Source organism: Methylobacterium sp. DB0501 (genome assembly GCF_011043735.1).
Taxonomy (GTDB): Bacteria; Pseudomonadota; Alphaproteobacteria; order Rhizobiales; family Beijerinckiaceae; genus Methylobacterium; species Methylobacterium alsaeris.
Genome location: NZ_JAAKGV010000010.1, coordinates 35,865 through 56,105 on the forward strand (window position 1 = coordinate 35,865; position 20,241 = coordinate 56,105).

Consider the following 20,241-nt stretch of genomic DNA (forward strand, 5'->3'; position numbering starts at 1 on the left):
GCCACGGACGACTCGAAAGCAACGGCGGGGAATGGCCCTCCCCCGCTCGATCCCGGCGGGTTTTCGTCCGCGGGGGCTTGGGATTAAGAGGCGCCACCCGCACGTCCGCCCCTGCGCAGGAGCCCGTTTCCCCGCGATGACCGCCCCGACCCGCCCGAGCCTCGCCGATTCCGACCTCCTCCCGGTGCTGCTGCGCATCGCCGCGGCCCTGGAGCGCAGCGCCCCGCCGGCGATCCCTTCCCCCGATTTCGCCGCGGCCGATGCCTTCGTGTGGCAGCCCGAGGGGCGTCTGCAGCCGGTGCCGCGGGTCAACCGGGTCGAGATGGATCTTCTGCGCGGCATCGACCGGATGCGCGACATCCTGTTCGACAACACGGAGCGCTTCGCCCGCGGCCTGCCGGCCAACAACGCGCTGCTGTGGGGCGCCCGCGGCATGGGCAAGTCGTCGCTGGTCAAGGCCGTGCACGCCGAGATCAACGCCCGCGGGCTCGAGCGGCCGCTGAAGCTCGTCGAGATCCACCGCGAGGACATCGAGGGCCTGCCCGCCCTGATGGGGTGGCTGCGCCCCGATCCGCACCGCTTCGTGGTGTTCTGCGACGACCTGTCGTTCGATGCCGAGGACACCTCGTACAAGTCGCTGAAGGCGGCGCTCGACGGCGGCATCGAGGGCCGGCCCGACAACGTGCTGTTCTACGCCACCTCGAACCGCCGCCACCTGCTCGCCCGCGACATGATGGAGAACGAGCGCTCGACGGCGATCAACCCGGGCGAGGCGGTGGAGGAGAAGGTCTCGCTCTCCGACCGGTTCGGCCTCTGGCTCGGCTTCCACAAGTGCAGCCAGGACGAGTACCTGGCGATGATCGACGCCTACGTCGCCCGCTACGGCCTCATCGTCGAGCCGGAGCGGCTGCGGGCCGAGGCGCTCGAATGGTCGACCACCCGCGGGGCCCGGTCCGGGCGCACGGCGTTCCAGTACATCCAGGATCTGGCCGGGCGCCTGGGGCAGCGGCTGGATTAGCGCCGTGCGGGTGCCCTCGACCCTGTCACCCATCGTGTCATCCCGGGGCTCGACGAAGTCGCGAACCCGGGATCCATGATCGCCGACGTTGGAGGATAAAGCGGAATGCTGTCCGCTCTCTTCGGCATCCTCAGAGATTATGGATCCCGGGCTCCGCTTCGCGGCCCCGGGACGACGATGAAGGGTTTCACTGAGCTTGGCGAGAAGGTCGCGTACTTGCCGACGCGAAAAAGGCGGGGCGCTCCCGCGCCCCGCCTCCCCTCGTCCGATCTCCCGGGTCTCAGTTGCTCGCCAGGTGCGGCATCGGGTCGACCGGGGTCGCGCCCTTGCGGATCTCGAAGTGCAGCTGCGGCGAGGTGACGTTGCCCGACGCGCCGGACTTGGCGATGGTCTGCCCGCGCTTCACCTTCTCGCCCGGCCGCACGTCGATCTCGCCGTTATGGGCGTAGGCCGAGACGTAGCCGTTGGCGTGTCGCACCAGGACCAGCTTGCCGTAGCCCTTCACGTCGCTGCCGGCATAGGCCACGGTGCCCTCCTCGGCGGCCTTGACCGGCGTGCCCTCGGGCACCGCGATGTTGATGCCCTCGTTGCCGGCCGAGCCGTAGCCGTTGATCACCCGGCCGCGGGCCGGCCAGCGGAAGCTCGATTGCGGGTCCGGCGCGGGTGCCGCGGGAGCGACGGCCGGAGCGGGCGCCGGCTCGGGCGCCTTCTCGGGCAGCGCCGCAACCTTCACCGGCTTGATCGGCTCGGGCTTCACCTCCGCGACCTTCTTCACCTCGGGCTTCGGCGCCTCGGCCTGCTTCGGCTCCGGCTTCCTGGGCTCGGGCTTGGCATGCTCGGCCTTCTTGGGCTCGGGCTTGGCCTCGGCCTTGATCTCGATCTTCCGCGGCTCCGGCTTGACGACCTCGGCGACCTTCTTCGGCTCGGGCTTCGCCTTCTCGGCGACCTTCGGCTCGGGCTTGCTGTGCTCGGCCTTGGCGTGCTCGGCCCTGGCAGTCTCGGCTTTCTTGGGCTCGGGCTTCGCTGCGGCTTTCGGCTCGGCCTTTTGGGGCTTGGCCGCGACCGGCTCGTCCCGGTCGTCGTCCTGCTGGCGCGCGGCCACCTTGGCGACGGCCTTCGGCTCGGGCCGCTGCGGCTTGGCGGCGACCCGCTCCTCCTCCTCGCGCGGCTCGGGCTTGCGCGGCGTGAGCTTGGCGGCGCGCTCGGCCGCGGCGGGCACCACCGGCTTCGCCTCGGCTTGGCCGGGGCGGGTATGGGGCTTGCGGGCCGGCTCCGGCTCGGGCTCCCGGCGCGCGGGCTCGGGCCGCGGCGCGACCTCGGCGACCCGGCGCACCGGCTCCGGGGCGCGGGTCTCGGTCGTCTGAACCCGCGGCGCCGGAGCCGCCGGCACCGCCCGGGCGCTCATCGCCGGCACGCCGCCGGCATGGTAGACCGGGATTACGACCTGGCGGCCGGGGGTGATCTGCGCGGCGCTCGACAGGCCGTTGGCCTGGAGGATCGCGGCGGCGGGGACGCCGAACCGGGTCGACATCTGGTTCAGGCTGTCGTTGGCGCCGACCGTGATGGTGGTGCCGCCCGAGGCCGACCAGCCGGCCGGGCCGCCGGTGACCGGAGCCGCGGCCGCGACGCGGGGCGTCGCGACCGGCGCGGCCGCCTGGCGTCTCGACAGCGGCGCGGCGGCCAGGGGCGCCGACAGGGGGCGCGACTGGATCGGCGCCGAGCGGATCGGCGCGGCGACCGCGTCACCCTCCGGCAGGCTGCCGGTGGCGCCCGGCTCCCCGCTCGCGCTCGATGAGAACGGGTTCGAGAACGGGTCGAGCCGCACCGCATCGGTGCTGCAGGCCGCCGAAGCGCCCCCGATCAGCCCGATGAGGGCGAAGCGCGACAGCGTCCGCATCCCCTTGCCTGCCACGCGATCCCGCATCGACGCACCCGTACATCCACGCAACCCTATGGATCGGATTCAAAGCGGATTCAGGTTAAGCTTCCGTTGCGGGGCGGCGTCGCGGCTTCACCGTGACGGTCGGATTCGGAGAGTCGGGCGAGCCGGATCGACCGGAGGCGTCAGAGTATGGCCGCCAGGCCCGGCGTCAGCGGGGCGAGGCGCAGGGGCGTCTCGCGCACCTGGCGCCACGGGCCGTCGGCCTCCTGCGCGATGGCGACGAGGCGGGGCCCCGCCGGGGTGCCGAGTGCCCCGACGAGGCGGCCGCCGGGCTTGAGGCGCTCGATCAGCGCCGGCGGCACGTCCCGCAGGCTGCCGTTGACCAGGATGCGGTCGAACTCGCCCGTCTCCTCCGGCGGGGCGCAGCCGTCGGCGAGGCCGACCATTGCGGCGCCGAAGCCGAGCGCGTCGAGGCGCGAGCGGGCGTTGCGGGCGAGCGTCGCGTAGCGCTCCAGGCTGACCACCTCGGCGGCTCCCAAGCGCAGCAGCAGGGCGGTGGCGTAGCCCGACCCGGTGCCGACCTCCAGCACCCGCGCCCCCTGGCAGTTGAGCGCCGCCAGCATCGTGGCGATCACGCTCGGCGCCGTCATGGTCTGGCCGCAGGGCAGCGGCAGGGCGATGTCTCGGCGCGCGAGATCCCGGAAGGCGAGCGGCGCGAAGGCCTCCCGCGGCACCCGCTCCATGGCGCCGAGCACCGCGGCGTCGCGCACGCCGCGGGCGCGCAGGCCCAGCACGAAGGCCGCGGTCTCGACCGCGCCGGACGCCTCCCCGGCGCCCTCCGGTCCGGAGGCGTCCGGCTCGCCGTCTTCGGTCACGCGAAGGCACTCATGCGAAGGCACTCATGTGAAGGCCTGGGCGAAGCGCGTCAGGGTCGGCTCGTCGGTGAGGTCGAGGCGCAGGGGGGTGATCGAGATGCAGCCGTCGGCGATCGCCTTCAGGTCGGTGCCGTGGCCCGGCTCGAACCGCGCCTTGGCGAAGGCGAGCCAGAAATACGGGTTGCCGCGCCCGTCGACCCGTTCGTCGATCGAGAGCAGCGCCTGGTTGCGCACGCCTTGCGCCGCCACGGCGATGCCCTTGACGTCCTCGGGCTCGCAATCCGGGAAGTTGACGTTGACCAGGATGCCGGGCTCGATCCCGACCTCAAGGATGCGCCGGACCACCTTGGCGCCATGATGGGCGGCATTGTGCCACTTCACGTTGGCGCGCCCGCCGATGCCGTAGGCCTGGCTCAGCGCGATCGCCCTCACGCCGAGGATCGTCGCCTCCATGGCGCCCGCGATGGTGCCCGAATAGGTCACGTCCTCGGCGACGTTCTGGCCGCGGTTGACGCCCGAGAGCACGAGGTCGGGCCCGTGATCCTTCAGGATGTGCCGGATGCCCATGATGATGCAGTCGGAGGGCGTGCCCTTCACCGCATAGCGCTTCTCGCCGGCCTGGCGCAGGCGCAGGGGATCGTTGAGCGACAGCGAGTGCGACACGCCGCTCTGGTCGGTCTCCGGCGCCACGACCCAGACGTCGTCCGAGAGTTCCCGGGCGATCTCTTCCAGGCAGCGCAGGCCCGGCGCGTGAATGCCGTCGTCGTTGGTGACGAGAATGCGCATCAGCGCTGTCCTTCGTTTCGGGTGAGTCCACCCATGCCTTCGATGCGGGTGAGCCCGCCCATATAAGGCGCGAGGGCCGACGGCACCGTGATGCTGCCGTCGGGGTTCTGGTAGTTCTCCATGACGGCGATCAGCGCGCGGCCGACCGCCACGCCCGAGCCGTTGAGGGTGTGGACGTAGTTCACGCCCTTGCCCTCCTTCGGGCGGTAGCGCGCCTCCATCCGGCGGGCCTGGAAGTCGCCGCAGACCGAGCAGGACGAGATCTCGCGATAGGTCTTCTGGCCCGGGAGCCATGCCTCGATGTCGTAGGTCTTGGCCGAGGCGAAGCCCATGTCGCCGGTGCAGAGCGTGACGACCCGGAACGGGATGTCGAGGCGCTTCAGCACGGCCTCGGCGCAGGCCAGCATCCGCTCGTGCTCCTCGGCCGAGCGCTCGGGGGCGGTGATCGAGACGAGTTCCACCTTGCTGAACTGGTGCTGGCGCAGCATGCCGCGGGTGTCGCGCCCCGCCGCCCCGGCCTCGGCCCGGAAACAGGGGGTGAGCGCGGTGAAGCGCAAGGGCAGCTCGTCCTCGGAGAGGATCGATTCCCGCACGAGGTTGGTGAGCGGGACCTCCGCCGTCGGGATCAGCCAGCGGTTCGGTGCGCCGCTCTCCTGGGCGATCTCGGGCGAGCCCTGGATCGCCGCGAACTGGTCGTCGCGGAACTTCGGCAGCTGGGCCGTGCCGAACATCGCCTCGTCGCGCACGAGCAAGGGCGGCACCACCTCGGTATAGCCGTGCTCGGCGGTGTGCAGGTCGAGCATGAACTGGCCGAGCGCGCGTTCGAGCCGGGCGATCTGGCCCTTCAGCACCACGAAGCGCGAGCCGGACAGCTTCGAGGCGGTCTCGAAATCCATCAGGCCCATGGCCTCGCCGAGCTCGAAATGCTGGCGACCCTCTTGGGCGAGGCCCCGTCCCTCGAACCGGCTCTTCTCGACGTTGTCGTGCTCGTCGCGGCCTTCCGGCACGTCCGGGTTCGGGATGTTGGGGATCGCCGACAATCGTTCGGCCAGCGCCTTGGCCGCAGCGTCGGCGGCGGCGTCGAGGGACGGCGCGTCCTCCTTCAGTCGGGCGACCTCGGCCATCAGTTCCTGGGCCCGGGCCTCGTCCTTCGCCTTCTTGGCCGCGCCGATCTCCTTCGACAGGGCGTTGCGCCGCTCCTGCGCGCCCTGCGCCGCCGAGATCGCGGCCTTGCGCTCGTCGTCGAGGGCGATCAGCTGCGCGGCGAGCGGCTCCAGCCCGCGGCTCGTCAGGCCCTTGTCGAAGGCGGCCGGGTTGTCGCGGATGGCCCGGATATCGTGCATGGCGCGGTCCGAATCGTTTTTCTCGAGAAGCCGGAGAATCCGGCCGGTGACGCCAGGACGCTTTGCAGCATCGGCCCTGCGGCGACAAGGGAGGAGCGCAAGTCCCACGCGGGGCCTTCGCCGCTCGAACCGCCCCGCTTGCAGCCGCCCGCCCCGACGTGAGAAGAGCCCGGCGCGCTGGGTGCGGCACGCCGCCTCCGGCCCGAACTTTGCAGAACTGGTCAACGCATGAATATCTTCGCCGCCTTCGAGGCCCGCATCGGCGAGGCGCTCGAGACGCTCACCCGCGCCGGCACCCTGCCGGAGGGGCTGGATCGCGCCCGCGTGGTGGTCGAGCCGCCGCGCGACCCGAGCCACGGCGACCTCGCCACCAACGCCGCCCTGGTGCTGGCGAAGGAAGCGCGCACCAATCCGAAGGCCCTGGCCGAGGCCCTGGCCGCCGACCTGCGCCAGGATCCCCGCGTCACCGAGGCGAGCGTCGCCGGGCCGGGCTTCATCAACCTGCGGCTCGATCCGGCGATCTATGGCGAGGTGGTGCGGGCGGCGCTCCGCGACGGCGATTCCTACGGCCGCGGCGCGAAGGTCCCGGGCGGGGTCAATGTCGAGTACGTCTCGGCCAACCCGACCGGGCCGATGCATGTCGGCCACGGCCGCGGCGCGGTGTTCGGCGACGCGCTGGCCAACCTCCTGGCCGCGGCCGGCCGCGACGTGACGCGCGAATACTACATCAACGATGCCGGCGCCCAGGTCGACGTCCTCGCCCGCTCGGCCTTCCTGCGCTACCGCGAGGCGCTCGGCGAGACGGTGACGATCCCGGACGGCCTCTATCCGGGCGACTACCTCGTGCCCGTCGGCGCGGCACTGAAGGAGGAGTACGGCGACGCCCTTCTCGCCAAGCCCGAATCCGAGTGGCTGCCGCTGGTGCGCGACTTCGCCATCGACCGGATGATGGACCGGATCCGCGAGGACCTGGCGGCCATCGGTATCCACCACGACGTGTTCTTCTCCGAGCGCACCCTCCAGGACGGCGGCAACGGGGGCGCCGTCGCGGCGCTGATCGCCGACCTGCGTGCCAAGGGCCTCGTCTACGAGGGCCGGCTGCCGCCGCCCAAGGGCCAGCTGCCGGAGGATTGGGAGGACCGCGAGCAGACCCTGTTCCGCGCCACCGCCTTCGGGGACGACATCGACCGGCCGCTGCTGAAGTCGGACGGCAGCTTCACCTACTTCGCCTCCGACATCGCCTATCACCGCTCCAAGGTCGAGCGCGGCGCCGTCGAGCTCATCGACGTGCTCGGCGCCGACCATGGCGGCTACGTCAAGCGGATGCAGGCGGCCGTGAAGGCGGTCTCGGACGGGCGTGCGGCGCTCGACGTCAAGCTGTGCCAGCTGGTGCGCCTGCTGCGCGGCGGCGAGCCGGTGAAGATGTCGAAGCGGGCGGGCGAGTTCGTCACCCTGCGCGAGGTGATCGACGAGGTCGGGCGCGACCCCGTGCGGTTCATGATGCTCTACCGCAAGAACGACGCGACGCTCGATTTCGACCTCGCGAAGGTGGTGGAGCAGTCGAAGGACAACCCGGTCTTCTACGTCCAGTACGCCCATGCCCGGGCGGCCTCGGTGTTCCGCCAGGCCCGCGAGGCGTTCCCCGATCTCGACCTGTCGCCGGCCGCCCTCGCCGGGGCCGACCTGTCGGGCCTGACCGATCCGGGCGAGATCGAGATGATGCGCCTGATCGCCCAGGTGCCCCGGGTGATCGAGGCGGCGGCCGCCGCCCACGAGCCGCACCGCGTCGCGTTCCACCTCTACGAGCTCGCCAGCGCGTTCCATAGTTTCTGGAACAAGGGCAAAGACTTGCCGCAATTACGGTTTGTTAATCAAACCGACAGAAAGTCCACCGAGGCGAGGCTGGCCCTCGTCGCTGCCCTCAAGGGCGTGGTCGCGTCCAATCTCGGGATCCTCGGCGTCGGCGCGCCCGACGAGATGCGCTGAGGCATCGCGTCGGGATTCGGAGCGACCGGACGCCGCGGGACGCCCCTCGGGCATGCCGCGGCGGGACGTGAGCGTGGGATCTGACGGCCGCCCTCCCCATATCCGGGGCGAGGCGGCCGGTTTCGCCGAGCCGGCCCTTCAGTGCGGTGAGGTGACGCGAGGGCGAACAGGATGGTGCTGCCATGACGACGAATGCTTCCCGGGTTCCCGTCGACTACGACGCCTACGAGCAGGATCGGCAGCCGACCCCCGTCCGGCAGGATCAGGCGCGTCACGATCAAGCGCGCCCCTTGGCACCGCGGCCCGATCCCCTCGCGGAGCTCGCCCGCATCGTCGGCCAGGACGATCCGTTCCGCGCCCTGCTCGAAGCCAAGGAAGCCAAGGAGGCGAGCCGCGCCGCCGAGCCGCCGCGCGGCGGGCGGGTCGAGCCGGTCATGCCGAGCTACGGCGACGCGCAGGCCGCACATTCCGGTCTCTCCGCCGGTCTCTCCGCCGACTTCTCCGCCAGCCGTCAGGAGCCGACGATGGGTGTGCCGAACCAGCCCCCGTCCCACACGCCGGAATCCGCCTTCAACCAGTATCTCGCCGCGGTCGAGCGCGAGACCGTCTCCGAGCCGGCCGGTGCCGCGCCCGACGCGGAGCCCGCGCCGATGGCCGAGCCGCGGCCCCGGGGCCGCCGGCGCATCGCCCTCGTCGGCACGGCGCTCGGCATCGTCGCGGCCTCGATCGGCGGCGCGCTGACCTGGAAAGCCTTCCATCACGGCCGCTCGGGCGCGCCGATCCTGGTGATGGCCGATCAGGCCCCGCTCAAGGTGGCGCCGCAGAATGCCGGCGGCGTCGAGATCCCGGACCAGAACAAGCAGATCTACGAGCGCGGCACCATCGCCAAGGACGGGCAGATCCGCATCGTCAACCGCGAGGAGCAGCCCCTCGACGTCAAGCAGGCGGCCCGCTCGCTCGCCGCCGAGGCCGGCTCCTCCGCCTCCCCCGCCGTGCCGGGCAACGCGCTGACCGAATCCCTCGGCGAGCCGCGCAAGGTGCGCACCGTCTCCGTCCGGCCCGAGCCGTCGCCGGCCGAGGCCCAGCGCGCCGCCCAAGCCGCGACTCAAGCCGCCGCCCAGCAGCAGGCGGCCCAGCAGGCCCCGGCCTCGCCGATCCCGACCATGACCCTGCCGACCGAGGCGACCGGCTCGACCCCGGCGCCGGTCACGCCGCGCGGACCGCGGGTCGTCCCGACCGCGCCGGCCCCGCAGCAGGCCGCGAGCCCCGCCGCCGAGACCCCGGCCCCGGTGGCCGAGACGCCGCGGCAGAAGCCGGTGCAGCGCGTCGCCTCCGCCGAGCCGCCGGTCACCACCCAGGCGGTGCCGACGCCCCAGGCGCCGGTCGGGGGCTTCTCGGTCCAGCTCTCGGTGCGCGCCACCGAGAAGGAGGCCGAGGTCGCGTTCCGCCAGGCGCAGGAGCGCTATGGCGCCATCCTCGGCGGCCAGTCGCCGCTGATCCGCCAGGCCGAGGTCAACGGCAAGTCGATCTATCGCGTCCGCGTCGGGCCGATGTCGAAGGAGGGCGCCGACGGCCTGTGCGGCAAGCTCAAGGCCTCGGGCGCCGCCTGCTTCGTCGCCAAGAACTGACGACAAGAACGGCCCCGACGAAACCACGGCACCGGATCCGACGACGACCCGGTTCCGGCCGCGATTCCGCCTCATGAATCCCGCCGGCTGTGGCGCTTCGCCGACAGCCGCGGGTGGACGAGTCGCCTAGAATCCCGATCTTTCCCACCCGTGAATTCCGCCTTTCGGCGCTCGCTCGAGCGCCGGGCGGGAGCGCGCGACCATCCCGACTCCTCCAACCGACGAGAGCCGCCGTCGATGACACTCGCCCTGATCCTCGGCTGCGCCGGACCGACCTTGAGCCCCGAGGAGGCTGCCTTCTTCCGCGACGCGCAACCCTGGGGCTTCATCCTGTTCAAGCGCAACGTCGAGTCTCCCGAGCAGGTCAGCGCCCTGACGGCGTCCCTACGCGAGACCGTCGGCCGCGCCGACGCGCCGGTCCTGATCGACCAGGAGGGCGGCCGGGTGCAGCGCATGGCGCGGCCGCACTGGCACGCCTATCCGTCCGGCCGGGCCTATTTCCGCGCCGGCGGCCCCGAGGGCGGGCCGGCGCTCGCCGGGCTCGGCGCCCGCCTGATGGCCTACGATCTCGCCCAGGTCGGCATCAACGTCGATTGCGCCCCCGTCCTCGACGTACCGGTGCCGGGCGCCCACGACGTCATCGGCGACCGCGCCTACGGCACCGAGCCGGGCGTGGTCGCGGCCTTCGGGCGCGCGGTGGCCGAGGGCCTGATGGCCGGCGGCGTCCTGCCGGTGATGAAGCACGTGCCCGGTCACGGCCGCGCCGGCGCCGACAGCCACCACGCCCTGCCGGTCGTCGAGGCGAGCCTCGCCGAGCTGGAGGCGCACGATTTCCAGCCGTTCCGTGCGTTGGCCGACCTGCCGATGGCGATGTCGGCCCACGTGGTCTTCCGCGCCCTCGATCCGGAGAACCCGGCCACCACCTCGGCGACGGTGATCCGCGAGATCGTGCGCGGCCGCATCGGGTTCGACGGCTTGCTGATGACCGACGACCTGTCGATGAACGCGCTGTCGGGCAGCTTCCGGGATCGCGCCGCCGCCGCCTTCCGGGCCGGTTGCGACGTCGGCCTGCATTGCAACGGCGTCCGGGCCGAGATGGAGGAGGTCGTCGCCGCGGCGCCCGCCCTCGCCGGTGAATCCCTGCGCCGCGCCGGGGCGGCCCTCGCCCGGTTGAGCCCGGTCCCGGCGGCCTTCGATCCGGCCGAGGCCCGTGCCCGCCTCGATGCCGGGCTCGCCGCCGCGGCCTGAGGAGCGATTCGACCCTCGGATCAGGACTGACACCCTCCTGGTCGTTCCAGGCCTGCCGAGCGGGGACCGGAACGACGCGGAGAATGTTGATTCCGTTCAGGAAAGCCGGCAAGTCTGAGATGGCGGACGACTTCGCCGACGGTTCGTCGGAGGTTGCCGACTCGGCCTTCGTGGTCGATGTCGACGGGTTCGAGGGCCCCCTCGACCTGCTGCTGGAACTCGCCCGGCGCCAGAAGGTCGACCTCGCCCGGATCTCGATCCTGGCGCTCGTCGAGCAGTACCTCGCCTTCATCGAGGAGGCGCGCCGCCTGCGCCTCGAACTGGCGGCGGATTACCTGGTGATGGCGGCCTGGCTCGCCTACCTGAAGTCGCGCCTGCTGCTGCCGGCCCCGCCTCGCGGCCCCGAGCCCGCCGCCGGGGACCTCGCCGAGGCGCTGGCCCTGCGCCTGCGTCGTCTCGAGGCGATCCGCGCCGCCGCCGCGATGCTGTCCGGGCGGGACCAGCTCGGGCGCGACGTGTTCGCCCGCGGGGCCGCCCTCCCCGAACCGGCCGCGGCCACGCCCGCCGGCCCCTTCGCCGTCACCCTGCACGACCTGATCGCGGCCTATGCCCGCCAGCGCCAGGAGCGGGCGCGGGCCTCCGTCACCCTGCCGCCGCGCAGCGTCTGGTCGCTGGTCGATGCCCGCGCCGCCCTGGAACGGCTGATCGGCCCGCGGGACGACTGGACCGACCTCGATTCCTACCTCGCCCAATACCTCGCCGACCCGAAGCGCCGCGCCACCGTGCGGGCCTCCTCGCTCTCGGCGGTGCTCGAACTCGCCCGCGAGGGCCAGATCCTGCTGCGCCAGGACCGGCCCTTCGCGCCGATCCAGATCCGTGCCACCGGGCCCTGAGTCGTGGCGAAGGCCCCCCGCAGCCCCGCATCCCGCCCGGTCGAGACCGGCCCCGCCCCGTCCGCGGCGGCGCGCCTCGCCGAGGCGCTGATCTTCTCGGCGCCCGCTCCCCTCGGCCAGGCCGACCTTGCCGCGCGTCTCCCGCCCGGCACCGACGTGCCGGCGGTCCTGGCCGAGATCGCCCGCGCCTACGCCGCCCGCGGCATCACGCTCGTCAGGAGCGCCGGCGGCTACGCCTTCCGGACCGCGCCCGATCTCGCGCCGACCTTGCGCGGAGCCGCGCCGGAGCCGCGCAAGCTGTCGCGGGCGGCGCTCGAGACGCTCGCCATCGTCGCCTACCATCAGCCGGTGACCCGGGCCGAGATCGAGGAGATCCGCGGCGTCACCACCTCGAAGGGTTCCCTCGACCTGCTGCTCGAGACCGGCTGGGTGCGCCTGCGCGGCCGCCGCCGCACGCCCGGGCGGCCGGTGACCTACGGCACGACCCCGGCCTTCCTCGACCATTTCGGCCTCGACGCCGTCTCGGACCTGCCGGGCCTCGACGAGTTGAAGGGACTCGGCCTGATCGAGGGAAAGCTGCCTGCCGGCTTCCGGGTGCCGCAGCCGGGGGACGGTGCGGAGGCCGACGAGGATCCCATCGAGGATCCGTTGGAGCCCGGCGACGCCGCGACCGACTGAAATCCCGGGTGGCGCCTCCGGCCAAGCCCGAGGAAACGCTTGTTTTCGCCTCCCGCCGTCCTTACGTTCCGGCCGCAACACGAGCGCTCCGTCCGCCATCCGGCGACGATGAGCGAGCGGGATCAGAGGTTTGGGGCGTCGGCGACGCCCCGTGAGTGTGCCGCGGCGACGCTGTCGCTGCGCAGGAGAGAACCATGGGCGGCGCGAGTATCTGGCACTGGATCGTCGTCGGCGTGATCGTCATGCTGCTGTTCGGGCGCGGCAAGGTGTCCGAGCTGATGGGCGATGTCGCCAAGGGCATCAAGGCGTTCAAGAAGGGCATGGCCGACGAGGATCAGGCCCCGACCACGACGGCGCAGGTTCCGCATAATCCGGTCACCTCGGTCCAGGTGGCGCCTCCGGCGGCCCCGGTCCAGCCGGTCCAGCAGCCGGTTCACGTGCCGACCGCCCAGATGCCGCCGGTCACCGCGACCGAGCCGGTGCGCCCGGTCCCGTCTCACGGCGAGCCGCTGACGAGCGCCGACCGCAAGGTCGTCTGAGCCGCTCCGCCCGGCGTCCGGCCCCGAGGTCCGGCGCCGGACGACAGCGGACGCGGCCGTGCCGGCCGAACGCCACACGACACTCCTCGGGAACCTGCTCGGCGATGACTGGCGCCGGCGCCAAGGCGTGGTAGACAGCCCGCGCGAGGCGCCCGACCGAGTGCGCCGCGCGAGCAGCAGGGCCGTCACGCCATGTTCGATATGAGTTGGGGCGAGGTGATGCTGATCGGCGGCGTCGCGCTCGTCGTCATCGGCCCCAAGGACCTGCCCAAGGCCCTGCGTACCGTCGGCCAGGTCACCGCCCGGCTCAAGCGCATGGCCGGCGAGTTCCAGAGCCAGTTCAGCGAGGCGATGCGCGAGGCGGAGCTCGACGAGGTCCGCCGCGAGGTCGAGGGCATCAACCGCAGCGTCGCCTCGGCGACGACGACCGGCTTCAACCCGGTCCAGACCCTCCGCAACGAGATCAAGGGCGCCGTCGACGGGGTGCCGAAGCCCGCAACCCAGGCGATGCCGGGGCAGGAGTTTCCGGGACATGAGATGACGGGGACGGATCCCCTGGCATCCTCGGCGGAACAACACTCCGTGACGCTGCCGGACCCGGTTCACGCACCGGTCGATCCGGCTGCGCCGCCGGCCTATGCGCTCCCCGAGCCCGCCGAGAAGCCCACGATCTCGGCGCTGGCCGCCGCGACCGCGCAGCTCAAGGCCGACGCCGCGCGCTCGGCCCCCCATGAGACCGTCTCCCACGACACCGCCAGCACGGGCCCGACCGCATGATCACCGAGGCCGATGAAGCCGAGATCGAGGCCTCGCGCGCACCCCTGATCGAGCACCTGATCGAGCTGCGCTCGCGGCTGATCAAATCGCTGCTCGCCTTCGGGGTGATGTTCTTCGTCTGCTTCTTCTTCTCGCAGCACATCTACAACCTGCTGGTCCACCCCTATGTCAGCGTCGTCGGGGCGGACAAGGCGCGGCTGATCGCGACCCACTTCCTCGAGCAGGTCTTCACCAATATCAAGCTGAGCGTGTTCGGCGCCGGCTTCCTGTCCTTCCCGGTGGTCGCCACCCAGCTCTACGCCTTCGTGGCGCCGGGCCTGTACCGCAACGAGCGCCGGGCCTTCCTGCCTTACCTCGTCGCCACGCCGGTCTTCTTCGTGCTCGGCGCCCTCGTCGTCTACTTCCTGGCGATGCCGCTGCTGATCAAGTTCTCGGTCAGCCTGCAGCAGATCGGCCAGCCCGGCGAGGCCACGATCGAGCTGCTGCCGAAGGTGGACGAGTATCTCTCGCTCATCATGACGCTGATCTTCGCCTTCGGGATCGCGTTCCAGCTGCCGGTCATCTTGACCCTGCTGGGCCAGATCGGGGTGATCGACTCGAAGTTCCTGCGCGAGCGCCGGCGCTACGCCATCGTGATGGTCTTCGTCGCGGCGGCCGTGCTGACGCCACCGGACGTGATCAGCCAGCTCTCGCTGGCGGTGCCGATGCTGCTCCTCTACGAGGCCTCGGTGTTCTCGGTCCGCGCGATGGAGAGGCGCCGCGAACGGGCACGGGCGGCGGAAGAGGCGGCGGGGGAGTAGGGCTTCGCCCTCCCCTGCGCTCCCCGCCGGGATCGTCGACCCCCTTCGCGTCGTTCCGGCCGCCGCTGCGCGGCCGGAACGACGCGGAGCGAGGCATCACGCGTCGAGCAGGATCCCCTCCTCGGCGCGCGCGCCCTCGCCCAACTCCCCATTCATCCGCGCCGCCAGGTCGAAGAACCGCCGCCGCACCTCCGCCGCGTAGGGGTTCTCGCGCTCGATCGCGTGGTAGACCTCCGGCGCGTCGTGCCGGACCATGCCGACGGCCTGCATCACTAGGTCGAAGCTGCGGGTCGTCATCCGCGTCGGCAGCGGCTCCATCGCCACCAGCACCTTGGCGATGAGGTGAGTCAGGCCCTGCACCGCCGCCGCCTCGCGGTCATGCGCCTCCGGCGTCGTCAGGATCACCGTGAGCCCGAGAACGCGGCGCAGGACGGCGCCGACCCGGCCGGCGCGGTTGCCCCGCACCGGGCAGACGGCGATCTTGAGGCCGCGCAATCCGTCGCGCGCGCTCTGCGGCCCGAACAGCGGGTGGGTGGCGACGATGTCCACATCCGCCGGCAGGCCGGCCCGCATGATCGCGGCCGGCCGCACCTTCACCGAGCCGACGTCGAGGACGAGGGCGCCCGCCCGCAGGTGCGGGACGATCGCGCGCACCACCTCGGCGAGGCCCGAGACCGGGGTCGCCAGGATCACCACCGGGCAGGCGGCGGCCTCGGCGAGGGTGCAGGGCGCGACGCCCGCCGCCGCGAAGGCCGCCTCCGTCACGAACGGATCGTGGATGCGCAGGGAGACATGCGGCGCCAGATGCTCGGCGACGAGGCGACCGAAGGCGCCGAAGCCGATCAGGCCGATCGGGGAATGGGGGAAGGACGGCACGAAGGGACCTCGGTCTGGGGCGAGGTCGGCGGGCCCTGGATCCTGGAAGCCTCAACCGCCGACACGTCGCAGCGGTTGAGAGATGACGAGCACTCCGCCGCTTAAGGGAGCGGCGCGTAATAAAGTCCGGCGAGGAGGGTGCTGGTCATGGCCGAGCCTCTACGCCCCTGCGGTCGTCCGCGTCAACCGGAACCCGTCGTCAGAACTCGATCCCCTCCTGCGCCTTCACGCCCGCGGAGAAGTGGTGCTTCACCAGGGTCATCTCGGTGACGAGATCGGCCGCCGCGACCAGCTCCGGCTTGGCGTTGCGGCCGGTCACCACGACGGTCAGGTCCGGCCGGCGCCGGCTCAAGTGCTCCACCACCTCCGTCAGCGGCAGGTAGTCGTAGCGCAGCGCGATGTTGAGCTCGTCGAGGATCAGCAGGCGGATGCCCGGATCGGCCATCAGCGCCTCGGTCTTCGCCCAGGCCGCCCTCCCCGCCGCCACGTCGCGGTCGCGATCCTGGGTCTCCCAGGTGAAGCCCTCCCCCATCGTGTGCCACTCGACCTGATCGGCGAAACGCGCGACGGCGAGGCGCTCGCCGGTCTCCCAGGCGCCCTTGATGTACTGCACGACGCCGACCCGCCAGCCGCGGCCGAGCGCCCGCAGCATCAGCCCGAAGGCCGCCGTCGACTTGCCCTTGCCGGGGCCGGTATGGACGATGAGCAGACCCTTCTCGATCGTCTTCCCCGCCACCTCGGCGTCCTGCACCGCCTTGCGCTTCTCCATCTTGGCGCGGTGGCGCGCCGCCTCGTCGTCGCTCATGCCGGGCCTCTCATGCGGAATCTCCCTTCAGGATCATCGGTAGGCCGGCCACCACCAGCACCACCCGGTCGGCGATCGCGCCCAGGCGCTGGTGCAGGCGGCCGGCCTCGTCGCGGAAGCGCCGGGCGAGGGCGTTCTCCGGCACGATGCCGAACCCGACCTCGTTCGAGACGAGCACCAGCGGCCCGGCCGCAGCGGAGCAGGCCGCGATCAGCGCCTCGACCTCGGCCGGCAGGTCGGCCGCCTCGTCCAGCATCGCGTTGGTCAGCCACAGGGTCAGGCAATCGACCAGCACCGGCCGCCCGGGCGGCGCCTGCCGGATCACGCCCGCCAGGTCCCGCGGCGCATCCACCGTTTCCCAGGGAAAGGCGCGGCGGGCGCGGTGCTGGGCGATGCGCTCGCGCATCTCGTCGTCCCAGGCCTGCGCCGTCGCGACGTAGAGCCAGGGACCGGGCAAGGCCTCGATCAGCCCTTCCGCGTAACGGCTCTTGCCCGAGCGGGCACCGCCCAGCACCAGGGTCAGGTGCGGAGTGGCGCGATTCGGATCCGGCACGCTCGTGTCCTCTCGCGAAATCCCCGGGGCTAGATCGCGGTACGAAATCTCGGGAGCGGAGGTGTCGCGGGTGGCGGCGCCGATTGCAAGCCCGTCCCCGACCCGCTAGGGTCAAGGGGACGGTGCCTCGGCAACGAGGTGAAAAGGGAACGCGGGAGCCGGGATCGTCTCGGCGTGCCGCGGCTGCCCCCGCAACTGTGAGCGGTCGCACACGGTCCGCCATCGGCCACTGGAGCGCATCCGGGAAGGCGGTGGACCGGCTAAGAGACCGCGAGCCAGGAGACCTGCCGTCCCCCCTTTCTCTCGACGCCGCCGGTGGGGCGGCAGGAGTTCGTCATGGTCTCGATTACCCGGTCCCTCTCTCCCGCCCTCGTCGGCGAGCGCCTGAGCGCCGTCCTCCTGGCGGCCACCGTCGGCATCGGCCTGCTGTTCGTCTCCGGCTTCGCGCCCGTGGTCGCCCTGCACAACGCCGCGCACGACTGGCGCCACGCCCACAATTTTCCCTGCCACTGAGCAAGGCTTGACCGTAACGGGCCGCGCGGCCTGCGCCCCGACCGGGCGCGGGCCCGCGGCCCTTTGGTCGTGCAGGTGATCCTCCGATGACGAAACGTCTGCTCGCCGCGGCCCTGGTCGCCGGCTTCCTGGCCGCATGCGTGGCCTCCGTGCTGCAATTCGCCCTGACCTCGCCGCTGATCCTGGCGGCGGAGAAGTACGAGACGGCCGAGACCGTGGCCCCCGCGGTTCATGCCTTCTCCGGCCACGCCTTCGCCAACCCGCTGATCGTGCTGGCCCATTCCGGTCATGGCGCTGCGGGTCACGACCATGGCGGCGAGCCGCAATGGCAGCCGGCCCCCGGCCTGCCGCGCCTCGCCTTCACGGCGCTCGCCACCCTGGTGAGCGGCGTCGGCTACGCACTGCTGCTCGGCGCCGTGCTGGTCGCGGCCGGCCGGGAGGTGACGCCCGGCGAAGCGCTGAAGTTCGGCGTCGGCGGCTTCCTCGCCGCCAGCCTGGCGCCGGCGATCGGGCTGCCGCCGGAACTGCCGGGCGTGGCCGCGGCGGCGCTCGAATCGCGCCAGCTCTGGTGGGTGGCCACCGCCCTGGCGACGGCCTCCGGCCTCTACCTGCTGGCGATCCGCCGCGGCCCGGTGGCGATCGCGCTCGGCCTCGCCCTCATCGTCGCGCCCCACCTCTGGGGCGCCCCGCACGGGCCGGAGGACATCTCCGCCATGCCGCCGGTCTACGCGGCGCAGTTCGCCGCCCGGTCGCTCGCGATCGGGTTCGCGTTCTGGGCGGTGCTCGGCCTCGCCTTCGGCTGGGCCTGGGGTACCGTCGCGGGCAAGCAGGACATCGCCTCCGGGCGGCGAAGCGGGGTGCCCGCGTGAGCGAGCCCATGCCTCCCGATACGTGCATCCTCTACGTCTGCACCACCTGCCGCGACGCCGCCGACCCGGCCGAGGGTCCTCGCGCCGGCGCCCGCCTGCACGACGCGCTGAGCGCGGCGCTCGCCGCCCGGCCCGGCGCCGCCATCCGCATCGAGCCGGTGGAGTGCCTGTCGGTCTGCAAGCGCCCCTGCACGGTCGCGGTCGCGAGCCCCGGCCGCTGGACCTACGTCTACGGCGACCTCGATCCGGCGGTCTCCGCCGACGTCATCCTCGACGGCATCGGCCTCTATGCCGGAACGTCGGACGGCATCGTGCCCTGGCGCGAGCGTCCGCAAGAGTTCCGCAAGGGCGTCGTCGCCCGCATCCCTCCCGCGCCGGTTGTCCCATGACCATCCTCAACAAGATCCCCTGCACCATCGTCACCGGCTTCCTCGGGGCCGGCAAGACGACGCTGGTGCGCCACGCCATCGAGCACAACGACGGCCGGCGCCTCGCCATCATCGTCAACGAGTTCGGCGATGTCGGCTTCGACGGGTCGCTGCTCGCCGAGTGCGGCATCCCGGGCTGCGACGCCGACGCGGTGGTGGAACTGCCGAACGGCTGCATCTGCTGCACCGTCGCCGACGATTTCGTGCCGGCGCTCAACAAGCTCCTCGACCGGCCCGAGCCACCGGAGCACATCCTGATCGAGACCTCCGGCCTCGCCCTGCCGAAGCCGCTGGTCCAGGCCTTCAACTGGCCGGCGATCCGCTCGCGGGTCACGGTGGACGGCGTGGTGGCGGTGGTGGACGGTCCGGCGGTGGCCTCCGGCGCCTTCGCGGACGATCCGGAGGCGCTGGCCAAGCAACGCGCGGCCGATGCCAGCGTCGATCACGAGAACCCCCTGGAGGAGGTGTTCGAGGACCAGCTCCTCTGCGCCGACCTCGTGGTCATGAACAAGGCCGACCTCCTCGACGAGGGCGAGCGCGCCCGGGTCCGGGCCGAGGTCGAGGCGCACCTGCCCCGCGCCGTCAAGCTCGTCGAGACCAGCCACGGCGCCCTCGATCCCCGCATCCTGCTCGGCCTCAACGCCGCCGCCGAGGACGACCTCACCTCCCGCCCGTCGCACCACGAGACCGAGGAGGACCACGACCACGACGATTTCGAGAGCGTCGCGATCCCGGTGAAGGCCGCGGGCTCGCCCGAGGACCTGGCCGCCCGGGTGGCGAAGGCCGCTGACGTCGCGGGCGTGCTGCGGATCAAGGGCTTCTGCGCCGTCGCCGACAAGCCGATGCGCCTCGTCGTCCAGGGCGTCGGCCGCCGCGTCGCCCACCATTACGACCGCCCCTGGCGCCCGGCCGAGCACCGCGACGGGACCCTGGTGGTGATCGGGCTCACCGGCTTCGACAAGGAGGCGGTGGCGGCGGCGCTGAAGGGGTGAGGGGAATGTCCCGCCTCGGATCGTGAGCCTACTCCTCTCCCCGCCCGTGGGGAGGGGAGAAACCCGCGCTTTACTTTCGGAGCGGCGTCTTCGAGGCCATATCCAAGGGGTCGAAGCGGCCCCGAACGACGGAAACACCAGCCCGGGAGGGCATCGCATGGTGGAGCCCGCGCCGCGGTGCAGGAGCGTGCAGGAGTGCCTCGCCTCGCAGGAGCGCCTGGACGAGTGCTACGAGCTGCTCGGCGGGGTGCCGGTCCGCGTGATGGCCGGCGCCCGCAACGTTCATGACGACATCGTGGTCGACCTCGTCGCCGAGTTCCACACCCGCCTGCGCGGCACGCCGTGCCGGCCCGTCACCGGCGACGGCAGCGTCGAGACCCTGCCGGGGCAGATCCGCCGCCCCGATCTCGGCGTCGATGGCGGGTCTCGCGATCCGAACGGGCCGACGGCAGCTGAGCCGCGTCCGGTCGTCGAGGTGCTGTCGCCCTCGACCCGCGACTTCGATGCTTTCGAGAAGCTCGAGGACGACAAGGCGGTCGCCCGCCTCGCGGCGATCCTGCCGATCGAGCCGAACGCCCCCGAGATCGTCCTGTGGCGGCGGGATGCCGACGGCGCATGGCAGCGCCGCCTCGTCGCCGGGCTCGACCGGACGATCGACCTCCCCGAACGCGACATCAGCCCGGCGCCGGCCGACGTCTATGACGGCGTCGCCTTCCCACCGCGGCCGCGCCTGATCTCCGGAACCTGAGGGC

The 20,241-nt window shown here is 72.2% G+C and carries 21 protein-coding genes and 1 riboswitch; of the genes, 14 read left to right on the forward strand and 7 right to left on the reverse strand.

Going from position 1 to position 20,241, the window contains the following annotated elements:
• The first annotated feature begins 136 nt into the window (after positions 1-136).
• Positions 137-1,018: an ATP-binding protein gene (locus tag G4G93_RS15975; protein ID WP_165085457.1), complete on the forward strand. Its 882-nt coding sequence runs from the start codon at positions 137-139 to the stop codon at positions 1,016-1,018.
• Between the two features lie 280 nt (positions 1,019-1,298).
• On the opposite strand, the gene G4G93_RS15980 is transcribed toward G4G93_RS15975, so the two are convergent.
• The 4 genes from G4G93_RS15980 to serS form a co-directional block, all read right to left on the reverse strand.
• Complete coding sequence (locus tag G4G93_RS15980) at positions 1,299-2,942, reverse strand: peptidoglycan DD-metalloendopeptidase family protein (RefSeq protein ID WP_165085459.1); 1,644 nt, start codon at positions 2,940-2,942, stop codon at positions 1,299-1,301.
• A gap of 140 nt (positions 2,943-3,082) precedes the next feature.
• The gene (locus tag G4G93_RS15985) at positions 3,083-3,775 is read right to left on the reverse strand and encodes a methyltransferase domain-containing protein (RefSeq protein WP_165085460.1); all 693 of its coding nucleotides are present in this window, start codon (positions 3,773-3,775) and stop codon (positions 3,083-3,085) included.
• Between the two features lie 24 nt (positions 3,776-3,799).
• Entirely contained in the window at positions 3,800-4,561 is a 762-nt protein-coding gene (gene surE / locus G4G93_RS15990; protein ID WP_165085462.1) for a 5'/3'-nucleotidase SurE, read from the reverse strand.
• Positions 4,561-5,904: a serine--tRNA ligase gene (gene serS / locus G4G93_RS15995; RefSeq protein ID WP_165085463.1), complete on the reverse strand. Its 1,344-nt coding sequence runs from the start codon at positions 5,902-5,904 to the stop codon at positions 4,561-4,563. The genes surE and serS overlap by 1 nt, the downstream gene beginning before the upstream one ends.
• A 228-nt stretch (positions 5,905-6,132) precedes the next feature.
• Here serS and argS point away from each other — a divergent pair, with 228 nt between their 5' ends.
• The 8 genes from argS to tatC all read left to right on the forward strand — a co-directional run bounded on the left by argS (position 6,133) and on the right by tatC (position 14,453).
• Positions 6,133-7,890 carry an arginine--tRNA ligase gene (gene argS / locus G4G93_RS16000; protein ID WP_165085465.1) on the forward strand — a complete coding sequence of 586 codons (1,758 nt, stop codon included), beginning with the start codon at positions 6,133-6,135 and terminating at the stop codon, positions 7,888-7,890.
• 182 nt (positions 7,891-8,072) lie between these two features.
• Positions 8,073-9,518 carry an SPOR domain-containing protein gene (locus G4G93_RS16005; protein WP_165085467.1) on the forward strand — a complete coding sequence of 482 codons (1,446 nt, stop codon included), beginning with the start codon at positions 8,073-8,075 and terminating at the stop codon, positions 9,516-9,518.
• 237 nt (positions 9,519-9,755) lie between these two features.
• The gene (nagZ, locus tag G4G93_RS16010; RefSeq protein ID WP_165085468.1) at positions 9,756-10,766 is read left to right on the forward strand and encodes a beta-N-acetylhexosaminidase; all 1,011 of its coding nucleotides are present in this window, start codon (positions 9,756-9,758) and stop codon (positions 10,764-10,766) included.
• A gap of 119 nt (positions 10,767-10,885) precedes the next feature.
• Positions 10,886-11,659: a ScpA family protein gene (locus tag G4G93_RS16015; protein ID WP_165085715.1), complete on the forward strand. Its 774-nt coding sequence runs from the start codon at positions 10,886-10,888 to the stop codon at positions 11,657-11,659.
• A 3-nt stretch (positions 11,660-11,662) separates the two neighbouring features.
• Entirely contained in the window at positions 11,663-12,337 is a 675-nt protein-coding gene (gene scpB / locus G4G93_RS16020; RefSeq protein WP_165085470.1) for an SMC-Scp complex subunit ScpB, read from the forward strand.
• Between the two features lie 194 nt (positions 12,338-12,531).
• Entirely contained in the window at positions 12,532-12,876 is a 345-nt protein-coding gene (locus G4G93_RS16025; protein WP_165085472.1) for a twin-arginine translocase TatA/TatE family subunit, read from the forward strand.
• A 192-nt stretch (positions 12,877-13,068) separates the two neighbouring features.
• Positions 13,069-13,653: a Sec-independent protein translocase protein TatB gene (gene tatB, locus G4G93_RS16030; protein WP_165085473.1), complete on the forward strand. Its 585-nt coding sequence runs from the start codon at positions 13,069-13,071 to the stop codon at positions 13,651-13,653.
• The gene (tatC, locus tag G4G93_RS16035; RefSeq protein ID WP_165085475.1) at positions 13,650-14,453 is read left to right on the forward strand and encodes a twin-arginine translocase subunit TatC; all 804 of its coding nucleotides are present in this window, start codon (positions 13,650-13,652) and stop codon (positions 14,451-14,453) included. Before tatB ends, tatC begins: the two co-directional genes overlap by 4 nt.
• A gap of 96 nt (positions 14,454-14,549) precedes the next feature.
• Here the strand turns inward: tatC and G4G93_RS16040 are convergent, their stop codons facing one another.
• The 3 genes from G4G93_RS16040 to cobU all read right to left on the reverse strand — a co-directional run bounded on the left by G4G93_RS16040 (position 14,550) and on the right by cobU (position 16,687).
• Positions 14,550-15,329 carry a prephenate dehydrogenase gene (locus G4G93_RS16040; RefSeq protein ID WP_165085476.1) on the reverse strand — a complete coding sequence of 260 codons (780 nt, stop codon included), beginning with the start codon at positions 15,327-15,329 and terminating at the stop codon, positions 14,550-14,552.
• 199 nt (positions 15,330-15,528) lie between these two features.
• Positions 15,529-16,134: a cob(I)yrinic acid a,c-diamide adenosyltransferase gene (gene cobO / locus G4G93_RS16045; protein WP_165085478.1), complete on the reverse strand. Its 606-nt coding sequence runs from the start codon at positions 16,132-16,134 to the stop codon at positions 15,529-15,531.
• Positions 16,135-16,144: 10 nt separating this feature from the next.
• A complete protein-coding gene (gene cobU, locus G4G93_RS16050; RefSeq protein ID WP_395410667.1) occupies positions 16,145-16,687 on the reverse strand; it encodes a bifunctional adenosylcobinamide kinase/adenosylcobinamide-phosphate guanylyltransferase in 543 nt (180 codons plus the stop codon).
• Positions 16,688-16,790: 103 nt separating this feature from the next.
• Positions 16,791-16,994, forward strand: a riboswitch (cobalamin riboswitch).
• A 29-nt stretch (positions 16,995-17,023) separates the two neighbouring features.
• Between cobU and G4G93_RS16055 the strand changes: the two genes are divergently transcribed.
• The 5 genes from G4G93_RS16055 (at position 17,024) to G4G93_RS16075 (ending at position 20,237) form a co-directional block, all read left to right on the forward strand.
• Positions 17,024-17,200, forward strand: coding sequence for a CbtB domain-containing protein (locus G4G93_RS16055; protein ID WP_165085480.1), 177 nt, complete (start codon positions 17,024-17,026; stop codon positions 17,198-17,200).
• Between the two features lie 86 nt (positions 17,201-17,286).
• Positions 17,287-18,069: a CbtA family protein gene (locus G4G93_RS16060; protein ID WP_165085481.1), complete on the forward strand. Its 783-nt coding sequence runs from the start codon at positions 17,287-17,289 to the stop codon at positions 18,067-18,069.
• Positions 18,070-18,077: 8 nt separating this feature from the next.
• Complete coding sequence (locus G4G93_RS16065; protein ID WP_165085483.1) at positions 18,078-18,458, forward strand: DUF1636 domain-containing protein; 381 nt, start codon at positions 18,078-18,080, stop codon at positions 18,456-18,458.
• Complete coding sequence (gene cobW / locus G4G93_RS16070; RefSeq protein WP_165085485.1) at positions 18,455-19,489, forward strand: cobalamin biosynthesis protein CobW; 1,035 nt, start codon at positions 18,455-18,457, stop codon at positions 19,487-19,489. Before G4G93_RS16065 ends, cobW begins: the two co-directional genes overlap by 4 nt.
• 157 nt (positions 19,490-19,646) lie before the next feature.
• Positions 19,647-20,237: a Uma2 family endonuclease gene (locus tag G4G93_RS16075; protein WP_165085486.1), complete on the forward strand. Its 591-nt coding sequence runs from the start codon at positions 19,647-19,649 to the stop codon at positions 20,235-20,237.
• The last annotated feature ends 4 nt before the right edge of the window (positions 20,238-20,241 follow it).